22 protein-coding genes and 2 pseudogenes are annotated in these 20,466 nt (G+C 65.1%); 8 read left to right on the top strand and 16 right to left on the bottom strand.

Annotation, left to right across the window (positions count from 1 at the left end; genetic code table 11):
• Positions 1-18 precede the first annotated feature (18 nt).
• The 3 genes from UNPA324_RS30560 to UNPA324_RS30570 form a co-directional block, all read right to left on the bottom strand.
• The gene (locus UNPA324_RS30560; protein ID WP_141937638.1) at positions 19-1,026 is read right to left on the bottom strand and encodes a hypothetical protein; all 1,008 of its coding nucleotides are present in this window, start codon (positions 1,024-1,026) and stop codon (positions 19-21) included.
• Positions 1,027-1,197: 171 nt separating this feature from the next.
• Positions 1,198-1,401 carry a hypothetical protein gene (locus UNPA324_RS30565; protein ID WP_007611353.1) on the bottom strand — a complete coding sequence of 68 codons (204 nt, stop codon included), beginning with the start codon at positions 1,399-1,401 and terminating at the stop codon, positions 1,198-1,200.
• 293 nt (positions 1,402-1,694) lie between these two features.
• Positions 1,695-2,369: a glutathione S-transferase family protein gene (locus tag UNPA324_RS30570; protein ID WP_128920527.1), complete on the bottom strand. Its 675-nt coding sequence runs from the start codon at positions 2,367-2,369 to the stop codon at positions 1,695-1,697.
• A 120-nt stretch (positions 2,370-2,489) separates the two neighbouring features.
• Between UNPA324_RS30570 and UNPA324_RS30575 the strand changes: the two genes are divergently transcribed.
• On the top strand, positions 2,490-3,206 hold the full coding sequence (locus UNPA324_RS30575) for a DUF599 domain-containing protein (protein ID WP_128920526.1): 717 nt from the start codon (positions 2,490-2,492) through the stop codon (positions 3,204-3,206).
• A gap of 207 nt (positions 3,207-3,413) precedes the next feature.
• Here the strand turns inward: UNPA324_RS30575 and tolA are convergent, their stop codons facing one another.
• The 4 genes from tolA to mgtE all read right to left on the bottom strand — a co-directional run bounded on the left by tolA (position 3,414) and on the right by mgtE (position 7,570).
• The gene (tolA, locus tag UNPA324_RS30580; RefSeq protein WP_141937640.1) at positions 3,414-4,343 is read right to left on the bottom strand and encodes a cell envelope integrity protein TolA; all 930 of its coding nucleotides are present in this window, start codon (positions 4,341-4,343) and stop codon (positions 3,414-3,416) included.
• 49 nt (positions 4,344-4,392) lie between these two features.
• On the bottom strand, positions 4,393-5,211 hold the full coding sequence (locus tag UNPA324_RS30585) for an aldo/keto reductase (RefSeq protein ID WP_141937641.1): 819 nt from the start codon (positions 5,209-5,211) through the stop codon (positions 4,393-4,395).
• A 162-nt stretch (positions 5,212-5,373) separates the two neighbouring features.
• Complete coding sequence (locus UNPA324_RS30590; protein WP_128920523.1) at positions 5,374-5,706, bottom strand: helix-turn-helix domain-containing protein; 333 nt, start codon at positions 5,704-5,706, stop codon at positions 5,374-5,376.
• A gap of 442 nt (positions 5,707-6,148) precedes the next feature.
• Positions 6,149-7,570, bottom strand: coding sequence for a magnesium transporter (gene mgtE, locus UNPA324_RS30595; protein ID WP_141937643.1), 1,422 nt, complete (start codon positions 7,568-7,570; stop codon positions 6,149-6,151).
• A 116-nt stretch (positions 7,571-7,686) separates the two neighbouring features.
• Between mgtE and UNPA324_RS30600 the strand changes: the two genes are divergently transcribed.
• Positions 7,687-8,460: a polysaccharide deacetylase family protein gene (locus tag UNPA324_RS30600; RefSeq protein WP_181769691.1), complete on the top strand. Its 774-nt coding sequence runs from the start codon at positions 7,687-7,689 to the stop codon at positions 8,458-8,460.
• A gap of 188 nt (positions 8,461-8,648) precedes the next feature.
• Positions 8,649-9,926, top strand: coding sequence for a polysaccharide deacetylase family protein (locus UNPA324_RS30605; protein ID WP_141937647.1), 1,278 nt, complete (start codon positions 8,649-8,651; stop codon positions 9,924-9,926).
• Positions 9,927-9,929: 3 nt separating this feature from the next.
• On the opposite strand, the gene UNPA324_RS30610 is transcribed toward UNPA324_RS30605, so the two are convergent.
• Positions 9,930-10,304: a hypothetical protein gene (locus UNPA324_RS30610; RefSeq protein ID WP_128920519.1), complete on the bottom strand. Its 375-nt coding sequence runs from the start codon at positions 10,302-10,304 to the stop codon at positions 9,930-9,932.
• Between the two features lie 294 nt (positions 10,305-10,598).
• Here UNPA324_RS30610 and UNPA324_RS35420 point away from each other — a divergent pair, with 294 nt between their 5' ends.
• Positions 10,599-10,856, top strand: a complete 258-nt coding sequence (locus UNPA324_RS35420) for a hypothetical protein (protein ID WP_164936394.1) — start codon at positions 10,599-10,601, stop codon at positions 10,854-10,856.
• A 6-nt stretch (positions 10,857-10,862) separates the two neighbouring features.
• On the opposite strand, the gene UNPA324_RS30620 is transcribed toward UNPA324_RS35420, so the two are convergent.
• The 4 genes from UNPA324_RS30620 to UNPA324_RS30635 form a co-directional block, all read right to left on the bottom strand.
• Positions 10,863-11,051, bottom strand: coding sequence for a hypothetical protein (locus UNPA324_RS30620; RefSeq protein WP_128920518.1), 189 nt, complete (start codon positions 11,049-11,051; stop codon positions 10,863-10,865).
• 10 nt (positions 11,052-11,061) lie between these two features.
• Positions 11,062-11,391, bottom strand: a complete 330-nt coding sequence (locus UNPA324_RS30625) for a four-helix bundle copper-binding protein (protein WP_128920517.1) — start codon at positions 11,389-11,391, stop codon at positions 11,062-11,064.
• Positions 11,392-11,472: 81 nt separating this feature from the next.
• On the bottom strand, positions 11,473-12,372 hold the full coding sequence (locus UNPA324_RS30630) for an NAD(P)/FAD-dependent oxidoreductase (RefSeq protein ID WP_141937649.1): 900 nt from the start codon (positions 12,370-12,372) through the stop codon (positions 11,473-11,475).
• Positions 12,369-13,445, bottom strand: a complete 1,077-nt coding sequence (locus tag UNPA324_RS30635; protein ID WP_141937650.1) for a flavodoxin family protein — start codon at positions 13,443-13,445, stop codon at positions 12,369-12,371. The genes UNPA324_RS30630 and UNPA324_RS30635 overlap by 4 nt, the downstream gene beginning before the upstream one ends.
• A 192-nt stretch (positions 13,446-13,637) precedes the next feature.
• On the opposite strand from UNPA324_RS30635, the gene UNPA324_RS30640 reads away from it, so the two are divergent.
• Together UNPA324_RS30640 and UNPA324_RS30650 are read left to right on the top strand one after the other, a co-directional pair.
• Positions 13,638-13,922, top strand: coding sequence for a hypothetical protein (locus UNPA324_RS30640; protein ID WP_128920514.1), 285 nt, complete (start codon positions 13,638-13,640; stop codon positions 13,920-13,922).
• A 569-nt stretch (positions 13,923-14,491) separates the two neighbouring features.
• On the top strand, positions 14,492-14,692 hold the full coding sequence (locus UNPA324_RS30650; protein WP_128920512.1) for a hypothetical protein: 201 nt from the start codon (positions 14,492-14,494) through the stop codon (positions 14,690-14,692).
• Positions 14,693-14,739: 47 nt separating this feature from the next.
• Here the strand turns inward: UNPA324_RS30650 and UNPA324_RS30655 are convergent, their stop codons facing one another.
• From UNPA324_RS30655 to UNPA324_RS36235, 3 genes and pseudogenes are all read right to left on the bottom strand, one after another.
• Positions 14,740-15,486, bottom strand: coding sequence for a Crp/Fnr family transcriptional regulator (locus UNPA324_RS30655; RefSeq protein WP_141937652.1), 747 nt, complete (start codon positions 15,484-15,486; stop codon positions 14,740-14,742).
• Positions 15,486-16,619, bottom strand: a pseudogene (locus tag UNPA324_RS36230) (sensor histidine kinase); the annotation flags it as partial. The pseudogene UNPA324_RS36230 and the gene UNPA324_RS30655, both read right to left, overlap by 1 nt.
• Positions 16,620-16,661: 42 nt before the next feature.
• Positions 16,662-17,243, bottom strand: a pseudogene (locus tag UNPA324_RS36235) (chemotaxis protein CheB); the annotation flags it as partial.
• Between the two features lie 345 nt (positions 17,244-17,588).
• Between UNPA324_RS36235 and UNPA324_RS30665 the strand changes: the two are divergent.
• Positions 17,589-18,062, top strand: coding sequence for a response regulator (locus UNPA324_RS30665; protein ID WP_141937656.1), 474 nt, complete (start codon positions 17,589-17,591; stop codon positions 18,060-18,062).
• 289 nt (positions 18,063-18,351) lie between these two features.
• Here the strand turns inward: UNPA324_RS30665 and UNPA324_RS30670 are convergent, their stop codons facing one another.
• Positions 18,352-19,134: an SDR family NAD(P)-dependent oxidoreductase gene (locus UNPA324_RS30670; RefSeq protein ID WP_141937658.1), complete on the bottom strand. Its 783-nt coding sequence runs from the start codon at positions 19,132-19,134 to the stop codon at positions 18,352-18,354.
• Between the two features lie 151 nt (positions 19,135-19,285).
• Between UNPA324_RS30670 and UNPA324_RS30675 the strand changes: the two genes are divergently transcribed.
• Complete coding sequence (locus UNPA324_RS30675) at positions 19,286-20,461, top strand: zinc-dependent alcohol dehydrogenase (protein ID WP_128920507.1); 1,176 nt, start codon at positions 19,286-19,288, stop codon at positions 20,459-20,461.
• Positions 20,462-20,466 lie beyond the last annotated feature (5 nt).

The following is a 20,466-nucleotide window of genomic DNA, read 5'->3' on the forward strand; positions in this document are numbered from 1 at the left end:
CGCATTTGGAATGCCGAACTACTCGTTATCCGCAGCCGCAGGAGCCGCAGCCGACGCCGGCGGGGGCGCGAGCGGAACCGGCGCGGCGGGGGCACGCGCAGCCTTCGGAGCCGGCGGCCTCTTCGCAGCAGGTGCCGCAGGAGCCGAGGCCTGTGCCGAGGTCGCGGCCGGTGCGCGCGAAGCGGCCGGCGCTGCCGCTGCGTTCGCGGCAGGGGCCGCCTGCCGCGTCGTCGCCGCGGGCTCCGGATTCATGATGCTCACCGGCGGCGTCGACGAGGCGCTCGGGAACTCCGCGTTGGTCGGCTTGCCCGTCGGCATCGAAGGCGGCAGACCCGCAAGCGCCGCCGTCGGTGGCAGCGCTGCTGGCGCCGTCGCCATCGCGGGCGCGTTCCAGGTCGGCGCATGGCGCGCGACCAGCGTGTCGTAGAGACGGGAATCCATGTTGGCAGCGACCTGCTGCTGGTCGGTCAGCGAGCGGAACGCGGCACAATCGAACTGGGTACAGCCGTCGCGCACGACCAGCACCTGCGCCACGAGGCCGTAGCGATCGCGCTCCAGCGCCTTGCGCAGCACCTTCATGTCCGCCGTCAGGCTCTTCTCGGCAGTCGCGGCATCACCGAGCACCATCAGCCGGTCGATCCGGGCCGCGGTGTAGGACACGGCCGAAGCCACGGCATCCGGCGAGCCGAACAACGCCTTCTCGCAGCCGATGGCCACGGCATCGCCGGCGAGATCGTCAAGGCAGGACAGCGCCGGCAGACTGGCGACGACCGCACCTTGCGCGCGCGCCTCGACCGGCGTGTCCGGCCCCGCCGGTCCATAGACGCGCACGGTGGCGGCTCCGGCGATCGCGATGGAGAGCAGCGTAATCACGGTCAGGGCGCCGTTGGCGACCGACTTCTCGGCGCGCAGCAGCGTAATCAGCAGGATCAATCCGAAGAATCCTGCAGCGGCCAGCGTCATCCACATCGGAAAGGCCGGTGAGCGCCAGATTTGGTCGAGCGAAGTGGCCCATGCCCAGTTCATGCGCGACGTCCCCTCACGCGAGCAGAGAGCGAATGGTCAAGCGAGCACCGCGAGTCGGCAGCTGCCCCGGCCCACCTTTTGAAGGTGAAGCGGGCCTTTTAACGGCGGCAGGACACAATTCCGGATGGCACCCATGCGAGGTGCGTCAGCCTTCAGGAGCGTGAGCTGGCCTCAGGACAGCGCGAGCTGGCTTTCCTTGGCAACGCGTTCGAAGGCTTCGGTCGAGCTCTTGATCCGATACTGGCAGTCGTCGCCGTCGGTCGGCAGCAGGCGGATGACCTCGTACGAGCCGCTGGCAGCGGGACGCGCGACGTTGCTCGCCGTGAACAATACGCGCGCTCCAATCGGGAATTTGTGCTTCAACACCCTCTCCATCACTCAAACAACGCCTGCCTCGCCCATGGTCCCACTACGACGGCCGGCCGGAAACCCAGGCGCTGTATAGCACGCGGCCGACGGTTTTGGCCAGCGCCATGCCCGCATGGCAAACGAGTAAATTTTGCAGTCTTTTCAAAATGATAGAGATCGAACCAGCGGGCCGATGATACCGCCCGGGCCGCTCGTCCGGGCGGGCGAGTCGCAGGCCGGGGATCCCTGGCCTCCGGTCAACTTCCGGACCGGCGCGCCGCCGGCCGACACGCGGTCAGCGGACCTGGGGGACCCGGCGATCAAGCGTCCTCGAACTTGGAGATGACCAGCGTTTCGGCGAGCCCGTCACGGGTCCATTCCTGGAACGCGGGCAGCGCCATCATCGTCTCCATGTAGACCTTGGTGTCCGGCGCGACGTCGATCGCGTAGGTGCGCAAGCGGTGCACGACCGGCGCGTACATCGCGTCCGCCGCGCCGAAGCGGCCGAACAGGAACGGACCCTTGGACGAACCCTTGGCCCCATAGCCCGTGCGGCACTCGCGCCAGATCTCCTCGATGCGCGCGACGTTGGCCTTGGCGTCCGCGGAGAGCGCCACGGGGCGGATCGGCCGATGCAGGTTCATGCCGCATTCGCCGCGCAGCGCCACGAAGCCGGAATGCATCTCGGCGCACACCGATCGGGCCTGCGCGCGCGCGGCGACGTCGTCGGGCCACAGCTTCACTTCCGGATAGCGCTCGGCGATGTATTCGATGATGGCGAGCGAATCCCACACCGTGACGTCGCCGTCGACCAGCACCGGCACTTTGCCGGCGCGGCTGAAGGACAGGATCTGCTCCTTGTCCGCGGGATTGTCGGTGTAGAGCGGAATCAGCGTCTCCACGAACGGGATGTCGTTGGCGCGAAGCGCGAGCCAGGGCCGCATCGACCATGACGAGTAGTTCTTGTTGCCGATCGCGAGTTTCAGCGCAGCCATGTCATCAGTCCTTCCCGAAACGCTTTGAAGCGCCGCTTTTAACGCCATCGCCTGCCGCCAATCAATCGTTGCCGCGCCCCGTCACGCGTGGCAATCGTGGCGGCTTCCGAGGAGAGAGAGATGAGCAGGCATTGGGTCGACATCACCGCCGTCGGCTTCTTCATCATCGAATGGCTGGTCTACGCCCTGACGCTGGAGCATTCGGCCTACGGCCGGGACAGCCTGTCGGCGCGCATGAACCGCTATCGCGAGGTCTGGGTCCGCCGCCTGCTCGACCGCGACACCCGCATGGTCGACATGCAGATCATGGCCTCGCTGCAGAACGGCACCGCCTTCTTCGCTTCCACCAGCCTGTTTGCGCTCGGCGGCGCGCTGGCGCTGCTGCATGCCACCAACGACGCCATCACGATTCTGAGCAAGCTGCCGATCGACCTCAGTACGTCGCCGGCGATGTGGGAGCTGAAATGCGTCGGCCTCGTGCTGATCTGTGTCTATGCCTTCTTCAAATTCGCCTGGGCCTATCGTCTGTTCAACTACGTCGCGATCCTGTTCGGCGGCATGCCGCCGGCGGAGCGGCGCGACACGCCGGAGGCGGAAGCCCATGTCATCCGTACCTCGCGCCTGTTCGAATCCGCCGGCCGCCATTTCAACCGCGGCCAGCGCGCCTTCTTCTTCGCGCTCGGCTATCTCGGCTGGTTCGTCAGCCCCTGGGTGCTGTTCGTCACCACCGCCGCCGTGGTGGTCGTGACCTGGCGACGCCAGTTCGCATCCAGCGCCTGGGCGGCGATGGCGCCGGAGGTGGTGCACGGCGATGAGGAGATGAAGCGCGGTCATTGACGTACGTGTCCCGGACCAGCCGCAACGCGCTGAGCGTTGCGGCGCAGAGCTTGGACCCAAGGGCCGCACGGTACAATGCGGATGGATGGGCCCCGGCTCTGCAGCGCAGTGCTGAAGGAGCGCTGCGCTGCGTCCGGGGCACGACAACGAGAGTGTGGCGCGCAAGCCGCTCACCCGGGCTTCAAGACGCCACCCGAGCTACCAGAGCTACCCGCCGAAATCCCGCGGGCTGAACGGCAGGTCCAGCACCTTCCATTCCTCGTACAGATTGGCGGGCAGCATCTTGTAAGGTTGACAGTTCTGCAGCGCGCTCATCGCGGATTTCATGAGGGCCACGCCTTTCGCGGACGGCGGGGCCTCGATCAGGATCGGCTCGCGGGCCAGCGTGCCGTCGGTCGAAAACACCGTGCGCAGCTTGATGTGAACGTTGTCGGTGGGCGCAAGTCCGGCCGGCAATTTCGCACAGCTGCGCAAGTGACCGCGAAGCGCGGCGATGACTTCCGGCGGCAGCTTGGCGCCGATCGAATCCTTGGCGTCGCCGCCATCGTCCTTGGGGACGTCTTTCGGCAGCGGCAATTCAGGCGGCAGCCCCAGCATGACGCCGTATTTGACGGTGACGTCAGGCTGCGGCGCCTGATAGGCCGGCGGCGGCGCAGCCTGCTGCTGCGGGGGCGTCGGCTGAGGCGGCATTTGCGGTAGCGGCTGCGACTGGGGTTGCTGCGGCGGCTGTTGTTGCGGCGGAGCCTGTTGTTGCGGCTGCGCGTTGGCCTCACGCGGCTTCGGCGCCTGCGCGGGCTGCGGCGGCTTCTGCAGCGCCGGCTGCGGTGAAGGTTGCGACGAAGCCTGCGGCTTGTCCGCGGATTTTGGCGCTGGATCCGCCTTGTCAGTGATATCGAGCTTCGGCAGCTTCAGGTCGGGCTCCGGCGGCTTTTCCTTGACCTCTTCTTGAGCCTTCTCCTCTGCCTTCGCCTCCTCCTCTTTCACCTGCTCCGGCGTGATGATGTCCACCGTGACGGTTTCGGACGGAGTAGCGTGGAACGGATGGACTTCGCTGATCAGGATGATCAGCGCCACCAGCGTCAGATGCGCGATCGCCGACGCTGCAATGTCCGTCCGTATGATTGTCCGCAGTTCCATTGCCAGATCTTGGATTGCCGCCCTGCTGTTAGCATAATGCGGTCTCCCCTCAATCCCATTTCGGGGCGAAGCCAAAGTCGGTCAGGCGGCCCTTCGGATTGGCGAGCGCGGCGATCTGGCTCATCTCGTCTTCCGACAGCTCGAAATCGAAGATCTCGATGTTTTCAGACAGGCGCTCGATGCGCGAGGTGCGCGGGATCGCAGCGACATTCTGTTGCAGCAGCCAGCGCAGGCAGACCTGCGCCGGCGTCTTGTGGTGGGTGCGCCCGATCTCGACCAGCGTCTGGTCGGTCTTGATGCGCCCCTTGGCGATCGGGCTGTAGGCGACGAGGGCAAGGCCATGCTGGTCGCAGGCCGCCCTCACCTTGGCCTGATCGAGATAAGGGTGGTATTCGACCTGGTTGCAGGCGAGCCGCTCCGGTGAGGCCGCCACCGCCTGCTCGATCAGCGCCACCGTGAAATTGGAGACGCCGATGTGGCGGGTCAGGCCCATCGTCTTCGCATGCGACAGCGCGCCAAGCGTCTCCGCCAGCGGCACGTGCGAATTGGGCCAGTGCAGCAGCAACAGGTCGACGCTAGGAAGCCGCAAGCGCGCCAGGCTCTCCTTGACCGAGCGCTCGAGATCGTGGGGCGCGAAGTGGTTGGTCCAGACCTTGGTGGTGAGGAAGACGTCGTCGCGCCGCACGCCCGAGGCGCGCAAGCCGTCGCCGACCTCGCGTTCATTGTCGTAGACCTGGGCGGTGTCGATGTGGCGATAGCCGAGCCGCAGCGCCTGCTCGACCACGCGCGCGGCAAGCCTTCCGCTCAGCTCCCAGGTCCCGAGCCCGATCGCCGGGATTCTTGCGCCATTGGCCTCGACGAACAGCATGAGAATTCCTCTTCCGTTCCGGCAGCCCCAAACGTCATCAGAGCGCATTATGGACCCGGCCCATGACGCTGCCAACGCAGGCCGCGGCAGTCCGGCCGGATATTTGGCGCAATGCTAACGGGAGGTTCGCATCAGGGCTGTTCAATCCGCGAGGCCTTGACGTCAGGCTTTGGCAAGCGCCTGGAACACCGTTTCCGGGGCGTGCGCGATCACCGCCAGTAGCGCGCGGGCCGGCCCCCGCGGAGCACGCTTGCCCTGCTCCCAATTGCGGATGGTCTCAACGGGAACGCCGAGCTTGGCGGCAAATTCCATCTGGGTCAGGCAGGCGCGGCGACGCAAATCGCGCACCGCGAGCGAAGAGCTATCGCCAGGCGCGACCGTGGCCACGGGCTCGACGACAGACGGCTGGACCGGAAACGGCTGAACTGGAAGCTCTTGCCCGTCCCGCAACTCAACGACCCGTCCGTCCGCCTTCAGCCGCAACCGCATGTCCAGTCCCCCAAGCGCGGCCGATGATGCGGCAGGTCGCTTAAGTTCGGATTAAAGATGACGGTCCCGTGCCCCGGACGCAGCGCAACGCGCCGCCCTTGCGGCGTGGTGCGCTGCTGAGCCGGGGCCCATTTCGCCGCGGAGTACGCCGCCTTCTGGGTCCCGGTCTGCGCAGCAGCGCCATAAGCGGGTTTACGCGCGTCTTCGACGCGCTATGGAGCGCCGCAGCGCGCCCGGGACACGAGAGTGAGGGGGCCCGCGCTGCCCACCCCGTCATTGCGAGGAGCTCGCGACAAAATTGCGTAGCAATTTTGCGCTGATGCGACGAAGCAATCCAGACTGCCACTGCGGAGGGATTCTGGATTGCTTCCGCCTTCGCCAAGACTTCGGCGGACAAGTCGCTGCGCTCGCAATGACGCGGAGCGAGCTTGGCGCCCCAAACCGCCCCCTACCTCAACCCGAACCAGAGCGTCGCGATGCCGAGGAAGGAGAAGAAGCCGACGACGTCGGTCACGGTGGTGACGAAGGTGCCGGAGGCCACGGCCGGATCGGCCCTGACACGTTCGAGCGCCATCGGGATCAGGATGCCGCCGAGCGCGCCGGCGATGAGGTTGCAGATGATCGCGAGCCCGATGACGATGCCAAGGCCCGGAATCTTGAACCAGGCGACCGCCGCGATCCCCGTGATCACCGCGAAGGCGAGACCGTTGACGAGGCCGACCAGCGCCTCGCGTATCACCACCCGCCAGGCGTTGGAGGCGCCGAGCTCGCGCGTCGCCAGCGCCCGCACCGCCACTGTCATGGTCTGCGTCGCGGCATTGCCGCCCTGGCTCGCCACGATCGGCGCCAGCACGGCGAGCGCGACCATCTTCTCGAGCTGCCCCTCGAACAGGCCGAGCACGGAGGACGCGAGGAAGGCGGTCGCGAGATTGACCAGCAGCCAGTTGAAGCGGCCGCGCGCGATGGTCAGGAAGGTATCCGACAGCTCTTCGTCGCTGGTGACGCCGCCGAGCGCCTTGAGGTCCTCGTCCGCCTCCTCCTCGATGACGTCGACGACGTCGTCGACGGTGATGACGCCGACCAGGCGATCCTGGGTGTCGAGCACGGGGGCAGCGACGAGATTGTACTTGCCGAACATGCGCGCCACCTCCTCCTGGTCCTCCAGGACGGACACGCGGCGGCGGTCCTCATCGGTCAGCTCGGCCAGCGCGATCGGCCGGCGCGCGCGCAGCAGCACGTCGAGGGGAACAGCGCCCTGCCAGTGCTGGTCCTTGTCGACGACGTAGATCTCGTAGAAGCGGTCGGGCAGATCCGGCGTCTCGCGCATGTAGTCGATCGCCTGGCCCACGGTAAAATCCTGGGGCACCGCGATGAACTCGGTCTGCATGCGGCGTCCGGCCGAATTCTCCGGATACAGCAGGCTGCGCTCGAGCGCGACGCGCTCCTTCAGCGGCAGCTTCTCGAGGATCTCCTCCTGCTCGGCCTGGTCGAGGGTCTCCAGCAGCTCGACCGCGTCGTCGGATTCGAGCTCACGGACGCCCTCGGCGACGGTCTCCGGCGGCAGCTCTTCCAGGATCTCCTCGCGGACGGCCTCGTCGACCTCGTTCAGCGCGGAGAAGTCGAAGTCGGCCCCGGTGAGCTCGACCAGGCGGACACGGTCGTCGGGCTCCAGCGCGCCGATGAGATCGCCGAGATCGGCCTCGTGCAGCTCGGCGACGCAGGCGCGCAGCGAGGCGCTGTCGCCGGCCTCGATCGCACGCGCAATCTCCTCGACGAATTCGTGCCTGATGTCGCCGTCTTCATTGCGCATCGGCACGTGGTCGAGTACCGAATCCGCAGCGGGTGGGGCCACGTCCATATGTTCGTCCATGGCGCGCCTCGCCGTTTGACAGGTTGGAACGGGTGATCTGGGCTGACGGTTCAGGCAATACCCACAAGGCAACTCCGAGCGCAATGACAAAGATGCTTCGACTGAGGTGGACCTCGATGTCGCTGGGCGCGGCCCTCGCCGCCCTCGCCGGCATCGCCGCGACGGATGCTGCGGAGTGCCCGCGCAAGGCCGCGCTCGGCACCTTCCGCGTGCTGAGCGTCGATGCCAAGACCACGCCGCGCGTGGGCTTGAAGAGCTTTCCGCAGACGCTGCCGCTGGCCGATCACGAGGTCGTGCTGACCTTCGACGACGGACCGAACCCGCCGACGACGTCGAAGGTGCTGGCGGCGCTGGCGCAGGAATGCGTGCGCGCGACCTTTTTTCTGATCGGCCTGCACGCCTCCCAGCATCCCGACATGGTCAAGCGCATCGCCCGCGAGGGCCACACCATCGGCCACCACACCTTCTCACATCCGTTCATGGCGCGGATCCCGTTCGACAAGGCGAAGAGCGAGATCGACCGCGGCATCGCCGCGAACGAGACGGCGTTGCACGGCACCTCGACGACGACGCCTTCGACGCCGTTCTTCCGGTTTCCCTATTTCGAGGGGACGCAGGCCGAGCTCGACCTGCTCCAGGCGCGCGGCATCGTCGTGTTCGGGGCCGACCTCTGGGCCAGCGACTGGAACGAGATGACGCCGGAGCAGGAATTGAAGCTCGTCACCGAGCGCCTCGCCGCGGCCGGCAAGGGCATCGTCCTGTTCCACGACCCCAAGGCGCGCACGGCCGCGATCATGCCGGCCTTCCTGCGGTATCTGAGGGAGAACGGGTTTCGCGTGGTTCACGTCGTACCGGCTGGCCCGCCGCAGAAGAATGCCGATGCGCGCTGATGCCGGAATGTCACGCCGGCGCAAATTGGGGTGATTTGAGCCCTATTAACACTCTGTTCATGCTACGCCATGCAAATAGATAGGGACTTTGCAATGGGAAAGGCTTGAAAGCCTCTTGGCGCCTGAACCGTTTCCTGCAGTCTCCGACCTATTATGGCGGCAATAGCTGATGAGGGCAGACGGAGTTCATGATCGGAAGTAGCGTTGTTGTGCGGACGCGATCGTGGATCGTCCTTTGCCTCGGCGGTTTCCTTGGGTTTTCGGCCGTGGGATCGCCGGCGGCGCTTGCAGCCGATTGTCCGGGCCATCCGGACGCGCTCGGGACTTCCCGCACGCTCGTGGTCGATCCGCACGAGCATCCGCGCATCGGCACCATGCAGTACCGCGAGACGTTGCCGCTGAAGGACCATGAAATCGTTCTCACCTTCGACGACGGTCCGCTGCCCAAATATTCCAACCAGGTCCTCAAGATCCTCGACGACGAGTGCATCAAGGCGACCTTCTTCATCATCGGCAGCCAGGCCAAGGCGAATCCCGAAGGTGTGCGCAAGCTGGTGGCGGCGGGGCATACCGTCGGCACCCACAGCATGAACCATCCGCTGACCTTCGACCGGATGCCGGTCGAGAAGTTCGAGCCCGAGATCAACGGCGGCATCGAGTGGACTTCGGCCGCGATGACGGACCCGTCCCAGCTCGCCCCGTTCTTCCGCATTCCCGGCCTGATGCGCGCCGAAGGCGTCGAGAACTATCTGATCTCGCGCGGCATCCAGGTCTGGAGCGCCGACTTCCCGGCCGACGACTGGCGCCATGTGTCGTCCGACCGCGTCTATCAGCTCGCGATCCAGCGGCTGGAGGCCAAGGGCAAGGGCATCCTGCTGCTGCACGACATCCAGGCCCGCACGGTGGCGGCGCTGCCGAAGATCATCCGCGATCTCAAGGCGCACGGTTATCGCATCGTGCATGTGGTGCCGGCGACCGCCGACCGGCCGGCGACGCCGACCAATCCGGTGGAATGGCTGCTGCATCCGCCGACCGAGACGGTGCCGATCGCGCGCTGGCCGGCCGTTCCGACCTTCGTGTTCACGCAGACCCGGACGCTTCCGGCGCCCTCGCTCGCCGACCTCAACGCACAGACCGAGCATCAATCGCTGCTGCCGCGCCGGACCAAGGGACAGATGGATCTCGCATCCACCCTGCCCGTGCCCGGCCGCGCACTCTTCGCGATCCCGGAAGGCTCGGTCGAGGTGCTTCTGTCGACGACATTGTCGCGGCGTGCCGCGACGCGGCTGGCGATGGCGGCCGAGACGCCGCATGCGGTCAGGGGCAAGATAGCAAAGGGCAGGACGGCCAAGTCCCAAGCTCGGCACGCCGCGCATGCGGCCCCGGCGGCACCGAAGCATGCCGCGCAGGTCAAGAGTGCTACGCCGCGCCCGACCCGCGTCGCCAGCCTGAAGAAACGGGCTTAACCTCTACTGGCGCAGGATGGCGGCGACGCAGAGCAGCACGATCAGCGCCAGGAAGAACAGGTCCATATAGGACTTGAGCTCGCCGTCACGCCGCAGCCGGGCAACGTCGGCGATGACCTGCTTGCGCGCGTTCGTTCCTCCGGAGCCGTCGTTGATCGGGCCCTGAAGACGCCGTGTCTCGGCTTCCAGCCTCTCGATCTTCTGGAAGAAGTAGAACGCCCGCAGCGTCGAGACTGCACGCATGGAGGCATAGATCAGCACCAGGATCGCAAGGATCGCCCGGTTCGGATATTTCTCCATGAAGTTCAGGCTGAAATAGACCACCGCCATGAACGCGAAGTTGGTGATGAAGCGGTAGACGAAGCTGAGAAAGACCATGCTGGTTCGAGCCTTGAGGAGCGCAACCACAATCGTGTTGCAAATTCGGGATCGGAGATTCAGACCGGAACGGCCAGCCTGGATGCGGTAGCGGCCCGTCTACGCCAAGTTTGTTTCAATAAAGATACTGTCGCCCCCGCAACTCGCGCCGCCTTTTAGCCTGACGCGGACATAAGGCAAGCCGGAGCATGGCCCACGGGCGCTGCCCCCCGCAGGATACCCGCAACGGCTCAATGGCGATTTGGCGGAAGTCGCGATAGACTAAAGCCCTGCCGCCACATCTGGGGTCAGCCGATGCCGAAGAAGGGAATTACCGGCCACGACGACTGGGTTCTGACCGAGGCCCTCGCGACCGCCCTGGTCGCGCTGGAGCAGCTCGAACCGAAGCACCAGCCGACCGCGCATATGGACGACATCCGCAAGATGCTCTCGAACGGCAAGGAGCCGGCGGCGGTGCGCCTGCACCTCGCCCAGGCCAAATGCCGCCTGTTTCCCGACCTCGATCCGCTGGAGATCTATCGGGAATACGGCATCGGCGAGGAATACGGCTGAGGCGGCTTAAGGGCCGCCCGCAACCGATCCGGCGATCGCCATGACGAGCGCGCCGAGGTCGATCTTGCCGTTGACGGTCAGCTCTTCCGAGCGTTGCGCATCCTTGGCGCCCTCGATCTTCAGCGACTGCGGCCGGTTGGCGGCCTGCCGTTGCAGCTCGCCGATGACGGCGTCCTTGAGCTTCTCTTCCAGCATGGGCTTCTCCTCAAGCGGCCATCGCGCGGCAGGATTGTGCGCAGGAGCGGCACATGGCGACGCATTCGTCCATGCCCCCGATCCGCTCGCAATCCGCGGCGCACTCGGCGCAGATCTCAGCACATTCGCCGCAGGTATGCCGGTGATGGGGCGTATTGATCAGCATGAAATGCGCCGCCGTCCGGCACATTTCGGCGCAGGCCATCATCAGGCGGAAGTGCTTCGGCTCGACGTGCTTTCCGCCGGTCTCGAGGCAGTGGTTCATCGCCGTGCCAAGGCAGGTCTGGTAGCAGCTCATGCAGAGCGCGACGCAGCGGGTCATGTCTTCTGATTGCGCCATCTCTATCTCCTTGCGCTCGCCCGCCCGCTCAACCAAGGCGAGGCAACGCCCTTCGTTCCCGGTTCCCTAGCAATTGTGAGTTCATGCAAGACGCCGCGGCAGGCTGTGATGGATGTTGCAGGCGGCGACGGCCGCGTGGCCGAACGCGACCGAGATCTGGTGCAAATCGGTGACGACATCGCCGATGCCGTAGAGCCCATGGATCGACGTGCGTTGATGGTCGTCGACCTTGAGATAGCCTTCGCCAACATGCTTGGCCCCCAGCGACACCGCGAGCTGCGAACGCACCTCGGCCCCCATCGCGGGATAGACCATGTCGAATTGCATCGTCCGGCCATCGGCGAAGACGGCCTCGATGCCCTCGCCGCTGCGCCGCAGGTGTAAATCGGGCGCGAACACGACCTCGACGCCGGCATCCAGCAGCTCCGAGGCTGCGCCCTGGTCGTCGTCCGGTCCGGTTGCGAGCAGCGTCACGTCGCGCGAATAGGCGCGCAGGAAAAGCGCCTTACTGGCGGCAAGGTGAAGCGGGCCGATGACGCCAATGCGATGGCCGGTCGCCTCGAAGGCGTCGCAGACGGGACAGTAGCGCAACAGCCCATCCGCGACCGCTTCGCGCCATTCGGCAAACGGCGGATGGGTGTCGACGATGCCGCTGGCGAGAATGACGGTGGCGGCGGCATGCGCATCGCCGTTCCAGCTCGCCTCAAAACCATGATCGTGCCGCCGCAGCGCGGTGACCTCGGCCTCCACGCGCGTGACGCTGAGCTCGTCCAATTGCGCTGACATCCGCTCGATCAGCTCCGCGCCTGACAGTCCGTGGACGAAGCCGGGAACGTTGTGGCTGCGCGGGATCAGCGCGGCCCGGCTCGCGCCGGTGTCGACGACACAGACGCTGCGGCGGAAGCGTGCCAGATAGATCGCAGCCATCAGTCCGGCAGGTCCGCCGCCGACGATCAGGCAATCGAGCCGCGCAACGGTCATTTGGGGCTCGGGTCGGCAAGACCGGCACCGGGCTCCTGAAGGCGCCCGCTCCTTGCCAGCCGGACAGCGTTGCCCAGCGCGCGCGCCGCGTTCTGCACCTGCTGCTGGAATTTTGCGTCTTCATCGAGCTCGTGATGCGAGGTGGCGTATGGCTCCATGTAGCCGACATAGCCGTCGAGCTCGGCGAAGCGGCCGGCCGAGATCAGCTGCATGTCAGTCAGCCAGTCCGACAAAGCGCGGCGCACGCCCTCGGCACCGACGGCATCACCATGAACGACGATTCCGAAATGACGGCCGGCGAGATGGCGCGGATAGGACCAGCCCTTCAGCTCGATCGCCTTGGCCTCGGCGGCCTTCTTGCCATGCGTCGAGGTCGGATCGGGATTGCCGCCGTCGGCGCAGACCATGCGGTCCATCATCGCCTTGAGCCCGGCCGGGACGTGATACCAGTTCACCGGCGTCACGATCAGGATGCCGTGAGCGGCAACCCATAGCGGATAGATCTCGTTCATCCAGTCGCCCGTCTGTCCCAGCGAATGGTTCGGGTAGCAGCTGCAGGGCCAGTGGCAGAGCGGCATGGCGGTGCCGACGCAGGATTTGCAAGGATGGATCGTCTTGCCGAATTCCGAGGCGAGGCGCGACAGGTCGAGAATGTCGACGGCAAACCCCATCTCGGCGAAGACAGGCTCGGCCAGCTTGACCAGCCGCCAGGTCTTGGACATCTCGCCGGGACAGGTGTGCTCGCTGCGGGCCGAGCCGTTGATGACGAGGATGCGCGGCGTCTCGTTCGCATCGTCGTGCCGTCGCTGGGCTTCCAGGATCTTTGCACGTGCCTCGAGCCAGTCGACGGCGATGTCGTAGTCGGGATCGGAAAAACCCGCGCCCGCCTTCCGCGTCAACGGTGCCTTGCGCGAATGGCTGTAGGCATCCCAGGCCGCAGCGGTGACGGCATCGAGCTCGCGCTGCAGCGGGGCAAAGACGGGGTCGACGAACTGCCCCTTGTAACGCCGTTCGAACTCTGCGCGCGACAGCTTGACGGGCGGCATCCCCTTGCGAATTTCGGCGTCCGTCATGCGTGCTCCGGCAAAGTCGGTCGTCCGATCAACCCGGAGCATTGCGCGCGGTTCCTTACCCTTACTGGCGAACCACCTCCTGTGGCGCATCAAGTTAACGGCGCGCGATTTTGGCAAGCGACAGGACGGACATTGCGCCGGAACCGAAATGCTGATTCGTATGTTCAAGAACGATCCTGAAGGAGGATCATCATGGCGAAAGCAGCATGGAAACGGCCGGGCTCACCGATCGGCCGCAAGGGACCGCGCAAGGCAAGCCCGGCGTACAAGCGCCGCGCGCGGCAGCCCTGGACGCCGGCGGACGTGAGCAAGTTGAAGCAGCTTGCGAAAGGAAACACGCCGACCGGTGTGATGAGCATCAAATTGCAGCGCCCGGTCGCGGCCATTCGCAGCAAGGCGCAACGCGAAGGCATTTCGCTGCGGCCCGTCAACCGCTCGCCTTACAACCGGCGAACCAAAACCGCGAAGCGGCGTTGATGCTCCGCACCGCCGGGTGACAACCGGACACAACGGGGACGATGGACGTGGCGCTCATTTTTCCGGTTTCTGCCCACGACATCAGCGCATCGGTACGCGCCGACATCTAACCCGTTCCCGGCGCGTGCAGCCTGTGACAGGCTGCACGCGCTGCGCCCTTTAGTTCGGTTGCTGTAGGCCCGGTGACCTCAGCCACTCGCTCATTTGAGACCCCGTCTCCGCCTGACGCGCCTTGCGTAACATCTCGTCGCGAGCTGCGCCCGGCGGAAGCGATTTCGCTGCCTCGCGCAGCCGCTCCGCCTCGGCGGCGAGGCGCGTTTCCAAAGTCTCAGCATGTTTGAACCGATGTCGCGTCGTCATCAGGCTGTCTCCCTGATCGCCAGGTCGGAGCGCTCCGTTGCCTCCTTACCGATTGAAATCATCGCGCGAAGGCGATGCCTCTACAACATTCCAGAAGCGGAACGGTTGCGTGGTGCCTCATCGGCCAGAAAGCGTAACATGGGTTAAATCAGCCGGTGGCTCATTCTGCTAATTTGGGGATGTCGTGGCTCCAGCCTGGATTGGCGCAAATGGACAACTATCGCCAGCTGCAGAAGAGCTGTGAGCACCAGGCTGCTCTCAGCTCCTCCCCCGCAACGCGAACGGTGCTTCTCGAAATGGCGGAGGAGTATCGCAAACGAGCGGAATACAAGGAGCTTCAGGCGGCCGAGCTGCGCGCGCAAGACGATCCGCGAGGCGTCGGTATGCAAATGATCACGAACGTTGAATGACCGATTTCCGGCCCGACCGCGGGCGCCACGAAGGCCTGGTCCGCAGTTCAACCGCGCCGGTAGAGCTGCAGATAGCTCGGCGAATACAGTCCGGCGTCCTTGAGCGCATCGAGATCGTTGATGGTCAGCGTGCGATCGCGCAGCACGATCCGGCCCGACGCGCGCAGCTCCTGGACGGTGCGGTTGAGATGGACCACCGACAATCCCGTCGCATCGGCGAGATCCATTTGTGTCACCGGCATGATGCAGGAATTGCCCTCGACCATGCCGACGGGACGAAGCCGCTCGAAGATCTCGCAGAACAGATGCGCCACGCGCTCCAAGGCCATGCGCCTTCCAAGATTGACGGCCCATTCGCGCTGGATCGCGTTGTTGACCAGCGTCTCGCACCAGAACGCTTCCGCGAGCGAGCGGTCGCCGGCCAACAGGCTCTCGAAACGGGCGCGCTTGATCTCGGCGTAGACCACCGGCGTCAGCGTCGCGATGGAATGGTCCATCACCGGGAGCAGGAACGCATGGGTGTCACAGCTCTCGCCCGGAAAAATGAAATTGACGATCTGGCGCCGCCCATCCTCGAGCATTTTGTAGCGGCAGAGCCAGCCCGACAGCAGGATACGGACACTGTCGACAGAATCCCCTTCGGCGAGGAGGTCTTCGCCCGGGCCGCCACGTTGCAACCCCTCGAGCATCGCATATTCGAGTGAAGCGCGGGCCTCCGCTGACAACATCCTCAGCGCGCTCAGCCGGCGAATGGCCGGCTCCACCACGCTGCGATCGGACGTCGACAACGGCATCAGCCAGCTACCACCGGTGTGTGAAACGTGCGCTTGCTGAGGGGGATCGCGATGGCACATTCCAACCCCGCAGGGTTGAATGCCAACGCGGTGTGCCCCTTGAGCTCGAATGCCAGCGTGCGCTCCAGAAGCTCGGTACCAAAACCCTTTCGCGGCGGCGGCTCGACCTGCGGTCCGCCGTGCTCGCGCCATTCGAACAGGAGCGCGGCAGGATCCCTGCCCTCGTCGAGGCGCCAGGTGATTTCGATACGTCCGCCGGGCCGGCTCAGGGCACCGTATTTCAGTGCGTTGGTCGCAAGCTCGTGGATCGCGAGCGCAAACGTCTCCGCGGCCTTGGCCTGGAAGCGCACCTTGGGGCCGGACACCCGCATCTGCTCTCCTTCGCGGGCGTTATAGGCCAGGAACTCCTCGACGACGAGAAATTCCAGGTCGACCCCACTTTCGGGATCGCGGGTCACCAGCGCCTGGGTGCGGGCGAATGCGTTGAGCCGCCCGTCGAGATGCGAGGCGTATTCCTCCACCGTGGAACTGGTCTCGGCGGAGCGGCGGGCGATCGAGCGCACCACGCCGAGCGTGTTGCGGACACGATGTTGGAGCTCGGCCAGCAGCAGACGCTGGCGCTCCTCGGCGCGCGTGACCGCGGTGACGTCGATGAAAGTGATGACGACGCCAGCGATAAGATTGTCGATGCTGCGGTAAGGCAGAATGCGCACGATGTAGCGCGTGCCGCTGTCCGTCGCGCTCAGCTCGCGCTCCACGCTCGCGAGCGTGCGCAGTACACGGCGGATGTCCTCGTACAGCTCCTCGATCGGGACGTGGGCCTTGATGTGGGCGATCGGCCGGCCCGTATCGGTCTCGACGAGATGCAGGATCTGCCTGATCGCCGGCGTGAAGTTCATTACGCGCATTTCGTTGTCGAGAAACACGGTGGCGATCTGCGTGCTCTCGAGGAAGTTCTTGAGGTCGCTGCTGGTGCGCGTCAATTCCTGGACACGATGCGCCAGCTCGCCGCTGACCGTCGTCAATTCCTCGTTGACCGACTGCAACTCCTCGCGCGAGGTTTCGAGCTCCTCATTGACCGACTGAAGCTCCTCGTTGAGCGAGTGGTATCCCGCGTTGGAGGATTTCGGTTCCAGGCGCCGCAGATGTCGGGCATAGACCTGGATGTACGCGGGGATCTCCTCCGGCGACAGCACGAAATCGGCGATGGAAGCCGGCGTGTTGCCGTCGGCCAGAGGCGAGGCTTGTTCGGGGCTCGCGACTCCTTCGGCAATGGCGAGACCACCATGATCCTTCAAGGCCGCAGTGCCGAGCGTGCCGTCACCGCCGGTGCCGGCCAGGAGGACGCCGATGGATTGCTCGGCGCGTTCCTCCGCGAGCGACACCAGGAAGCTGTCGATGATGGCGCGCTCGCCAGGCGACTGCCTGGCCTTCCGAACCGCGAACCGGCCGTCCTGGATCGTGGTGATCATCGCGGGCGGACACAGATAGATGGTGCCGCCCTCGACCACATGGCCATCGGCGATCTCAGCGACCTTGCCGCCGTTGGAATTTCTTACGACCTCTCGCAACCGCGGCTCGTCGGATGCCTCGTGATGCTGAAGCACCAGCACGAGGGTCTGATCGGCGCCGAGGGTCAACTTGGAAAAAAAGCGCGCGATGCTCTCCGGCGAACCCGGCGAGGCGCCTACGCCGATGATCAGCGGGACTTTCCTCTGGCGCTCTCCATCGACCGGCTGGTCGCCGACTTCGTTCATGGCTCTGGCAGCTTTCGTTCACCGACCGGGGCCAACGGGCGCCCGTCCCTGCAAATCGCAGAAATCGATATTATCCCAACAGATCAAAGACAAAAACGTCCCGAAACCTGTTTCGATTTCCGAACCAAGCCCCTCCCGGCGACCCGGCGTCAAGGGTTCGGTCAGATGTTCGGTCTCAATGCGTAGGTCAGGCTGGCTCATGGCTACCCCGGTTTTGGCTGGGTCGCACCGGCCGAGCCTCCGATGACGATGATATCGCGGTGGCATGGAACCCAGCTTCGGTTGCATTGTTGTACGAGGGCGCCACCGGCCTAATGTTCCCAGCGAGGGGGCGCCGGAGGGATCATGTCGGTATCGTCCACGTCGTCTCGTCAGCGCGCGCCATTGATGGGTCGCCGCATCCTCGTGGTCGAGGACGAATATTTTCTCGCCGATGACATCGGCAACGCGCTACGCAAACTCGGCGCGGAGATCGCCGGTCCCGTCGGCCACATCGAGGATGCGGTCGAGATGCTGCACAATGGCGGCGCTCTCGATGCCGCGGTCCTCGACGTCAACATCCGCGCCCAGTCGATCTTTCCGATCGCCCGCGAGCTCAGGGCACGCCAAGTGCCCTTCGTGTTCACCACGGGCTACGACAGGCTCAGCATCGAAACGGAATTCCGGGACGTGCAGCTCTGGGAGAAACCGATCGACATTGTGGCCATGGCCCAGAACCTTGCGAGCCTCGTCCGCGGTCAACCGCATGATACCGCGCAGCCTCGCCACCGATCAGAGCAGATGCGCGAAAGTCAGCCAGGCGGTGACGGCCAGGCATAGGATAACCGCGGCGTAAGGTAGCGCGACGCGCAAGACGGCAAGCTCCCTCGCGTCAACTCACCATCATCCAGACGATTGCCGCCATCATGACGAGAAAGCCCGTGATTGCAGTCGCGACAAAGGCCTGTTCGATGCGGTCCATCGCCATCGCAGCCCCCTTCTGTTTCCAGCCCGTCCAATTTGACGGCTTCGGGGCCACCGCGCATTAGGCTATGTGAATCGGCTCTCTCCTTATAGTCGCACCAAGGAATGTGCCGCACTGCTCCGCGAAGATTGCAGCGACGGCATCTTACGATCTTGCCGTGCCCGGCTCGGCCATCTTGCGATACTGCCTGGCCAGGATCTCGTTCGGCGTGACGTTGGCGACCGTGGTCTGGATCTTGTTCTTCAGCCCGGTGACGATATCGGCCTCGCCGCGCAGCATGGCATCGAAGCCGGCCTTGGCGACGTCGTAGGCGCCATCCTTCTGCTCGGTGCCGACCTTGGTGTCCATCATGTCCGCGCGGCGGAAGAATTCGGTGTCGGTGGCGCCCGGCATCAGGCAGGTGACGGTGACGCCGCTGTCACGCAACTCCTCGCGCAGCGCGAACGAGAATGAATCGAGGAACGCCTTGCTGGCGTTGTAGGCCGCCTGGAAACTGCCGGGCGTGAAGCCGGCGATCGAACCGGTGATCAGGATGCGGCCGGCATTGCGGCGGAGCATCTCGTTGCCGACGCGGTGGATCAGATAGAGCGTGCCGGTGATGTTGGTGTCGATCAGGTGTTTCACCCTGGCGAAGTCCTGGTCGAGGAAGGCCTTGCCGAGGCCGACCCCGGCATTGGCGAGCAGCGCGTCGATCGGCCGGTCGCCCACCGCGGCGCAGAGCTTGTCGACGCCTTCGGTGGTGGAAAGATCGGCCTCGACCGGCTCCACGCTGACGCCGAGCCGGCGCAGATCGACGGCGACCCGCTCGATCTGGGATTCATCTGCGGCGATGACCAGGTTGAAGCCTGCCTGGGCACAGCACCTGGCGAGCTCCAGGCCGATGCCGGTGGAGGCGCCGGTGACGACGGCGAGTTGATTGGCGGGCATGGCATATGTCCTTGCGGTGAGATGATGACGCCCAATCGCTCCGCCGCCATCTCGTTCCTATCAGGTGCAGTGCGAAGAATTGTGCAGCGCTTAGCAACCATCGTTCATTACTGGACTTAAGTGGCAACTGGTTCAGCCGAGAGGACGAAAGATGAAGGCGCTGGTTTGGCACGGCAAGGAGGACATCCGCTGCGACACCGTCACCGACCCTGAGATCCAGGATCCGCGCGATGCCATCATCAAGGTCACGAGCTGCGCCATCTGCGGCTCCGACCTGCACCTGTTCCACAATTTCATTCCCGGCATGCTGCCCGGCGACATCATGGGGCACGAGACCATGGGCGAAGTGGTCGAGGTCGGCTCCGGCGTCGACGGCAAGCTGCAGAAGGGCGACCGGATCGTCGTGCCCTTCACGATCATCTGCGGCGAATGCGACCAGTGCAAGCGGGGCAATTTTTCCGTCTGCGAAACCACCAACCGTAAGCGCCATCTGGCCGACAAGGTGTTCGGACATACCACCGCCGGCCTGTTCGGCTACACCCACCTGACCGGCGGCTATCCCGGCGGCCAGGCCGAATATCTGCGCGTGCCCTATGCCGACGCCACCCACATCAAGGTGCCCGCCGGCATTCCCGACGAGCAATTGCTGTTCCTCAGCGACATCTTCCCGACCGGCTGGCAGGCCGCCGTGCAATGCGACATCGAGCCGACCGACACGGTCGCGATCTGGGGCTGTGGTCCGGTCGGCCAAATGGCGATCCGCAGCGCCCTCCTGCTCGGCGCCAACCAGGTGATCGCAATCGATTGCCTGCCCGAACGGCTGAGCATGGCGGAAGCCGGCGGCGCGACCACGATCAACTTCGAGACCGAGAGCGTTCTGGAGCGGCTGCAGGAGCTGACCGATGGCAAGGGCCCGGAGAAATGCATCGATTGCGTCGGCATGGAATCGCATGTGATGGCCTCGCTGCCGGACACGCTGCTCGACCGCGCCAAGCAGATGGTGATGGCGGAGAGCGACCGGCCGCACGTCCTGCGCGAGATGATCTATGTCTGCCGTCCCGGCGGCATCATCTCGGTGGCAGGCGTGTACAGCGGCTTGTCCGACATGCTCCCGATGGGTGCCTTCATGAACAAGGGGCTGACGATGCGCACCGGCCAGACCCACGTCAACCGCTGGACCGACGATCTGCTGCGCCGCATCGAGGACGGCGAGATCGATCCGTCCTTCGTCATCACCCACACCGTCCCGCTCGAACAGGGACCGGAGATGTACCAGGTGTTTCGCGACAAGCGCGATTCCTGCGTCAAGGTCGTGCTGAAGCCCTGAGGAGC

This window comes from Bradyrhizobium sp. UNPA324 (assembly GCF_006658635.1).
Lineage (GTDB): Bacteria > Pseudomonadota > Alphaproteobacteria > Rhizobiales > Xanthobacteraceae > Bradyrhizobium > Bradyrhizobium nanningense.

Bases quoted from the DNA above. Each gene is read 5' to 3' on its own strand.
- UNPA324_RS30570 (WP_128920527.1), bottom strand. From the start codon at position 2,369: ATGGCTGCGCTGAAACTCGCGATCGGCAACAAGAACTACTCGTCATGG.
- tolA (WP_141937640.1), bottom strand. From the start codon at position 4,343: ATGGAACTGCGGACAATCATACGGACGGACATTGCAGCGTCGGCGATC.
- UNPA324_RS30675 (WP_128920507.1), top strand. From the start codon at position 19,286: ATGAAGGCGCTGGTTTGGCACGGCAAGGAGGACATCCGCTGCGACACC.
- mgtE (WP_141937643.1), bottom strand. From the start codon at position 7,570: ATGGACGAACATATGGACGTGGCCCCACCCGCTGCGGATTCGGTACTC.
- UNPA324_RS30620 (WP_128920518.1), bottom strand. From the start codon at position 11,051: ATGCTGGAAGAGAAGCTCAAGGACGCCGTCATCGGCGAGCTGCAACGG.
- UNPA324_RS30635 (WP_141937650.1), bottom strand. From the start codon at position 13,445: ATGACGGACGCCGAAATTCGCAAGGGGATGCCGCCCGTCAAGCTGTCG.
- UNPA324_RS30670 (WP_141937658.1), bottom strand. From the start codon at position 19,134: ATGCCCGCCAATCAACTCGCCGTCGTCACCGGCGCCTCCACCGGCATC.
- UNPA324_RS30560 (WP_141937638.1), bottom strand. From the start codon at position 1,026: ATGAACTGGGCATGGGCCACTTCGCTCGACCAAATCTGGCGCTCACCG.
- UNPA324_RS30650 (WP_128920512.1), top strand. From the start codon at position 14,492: ATGGACAACTATCGCCAGCTGCAGAAGAGCTGTGAGCACCAGGCTGCT.
- UNPA324_RS30600 (WP_181769691.1), top strand. From the start codon at position 7,687: ATGTCGCTGGGCGCGGCCCTCGCCGCCCTCGCCGGCATCGCCGCGACG.
- UNPA324_RS30575 (WP_128920526.1), top strand. From the start codon at position 2,490: ATGAGCAGGCATTGGGTCGACATCACCGCCGTCGGCTTCTTCATCATC.
- UNPA324_RS30630 (WP_141937649.1), bottom strand. From the start codon at position 12,372: ATGACCGTTGCGCGGCTCGATTGCCTGATCGTCGGCGGCGGACCTGCC.
- UNPA324_RS30565 (WP_007611353.1), bottom strand. From the start codon at position 1,401: ATGGAGAGGGTGTTGAAGCACAAATTCCCGATTGGAGCGCGCGTATTG.
- UNPA324_RS30665 (WP_141937656.1), top strand. From the start codon at position 17,589: ATGTCGGTATCGTCCACGTCGTCTCGTCAGCGCGCGCCATTGATGGGT.
- UNPA324_RS30625 (WP_128920517.1), bottom strand. From the start codon at position 11,391: ATGGCGCAATCAGAAGACATGACCCGCTGCGTCGCGCTCTGCATGAGC.
- UNPA324_RS30585 (WP_141937641.1), bottom strand. From the start codon at position 5,211: ATGCTGTTCGTCGAGGCCAATGGCGCAAGAATCCCGGCGATCGGGCTC.
- UNPA324_RS30640 (WP_128920514.1), top strand. From the start codon at position 13,638: ATGGCGAAAGCAGCATGGAAACGGCCGGGCTCACCGATCGGCCGCAAG.
- UNPA324_RS30605 (WP_141937647.1), top strand. From the start codon at position 8,649: ATGATCGGAAGTAGCGTTGTTGTGCGGACGCGATCGTGGATCGTCCTT.
- UNPA324_RS30610 (WP_128920519.1), bottom strand. From the start codon at position 10,304: ATGGTCTTTCTCAGCTTCGTCTACCGCTTCATCACCAACTTCGCGTTC.
- UNPA324_RS35420 (WP_164936394.1), top strand. From the start codon at position 10,599: ATGCCGAAGAAGGGAATTACCGGCCACGACGACTGGGTTCTGACCGAG.
- UNPA324_RS30655 (WP_141937652.1), bottom strand. From the start codon at position 15,486: ATGCCGTTGTCGACGTCCGATCGCAGCGTGGTGGAGCCGGCCATTCGC.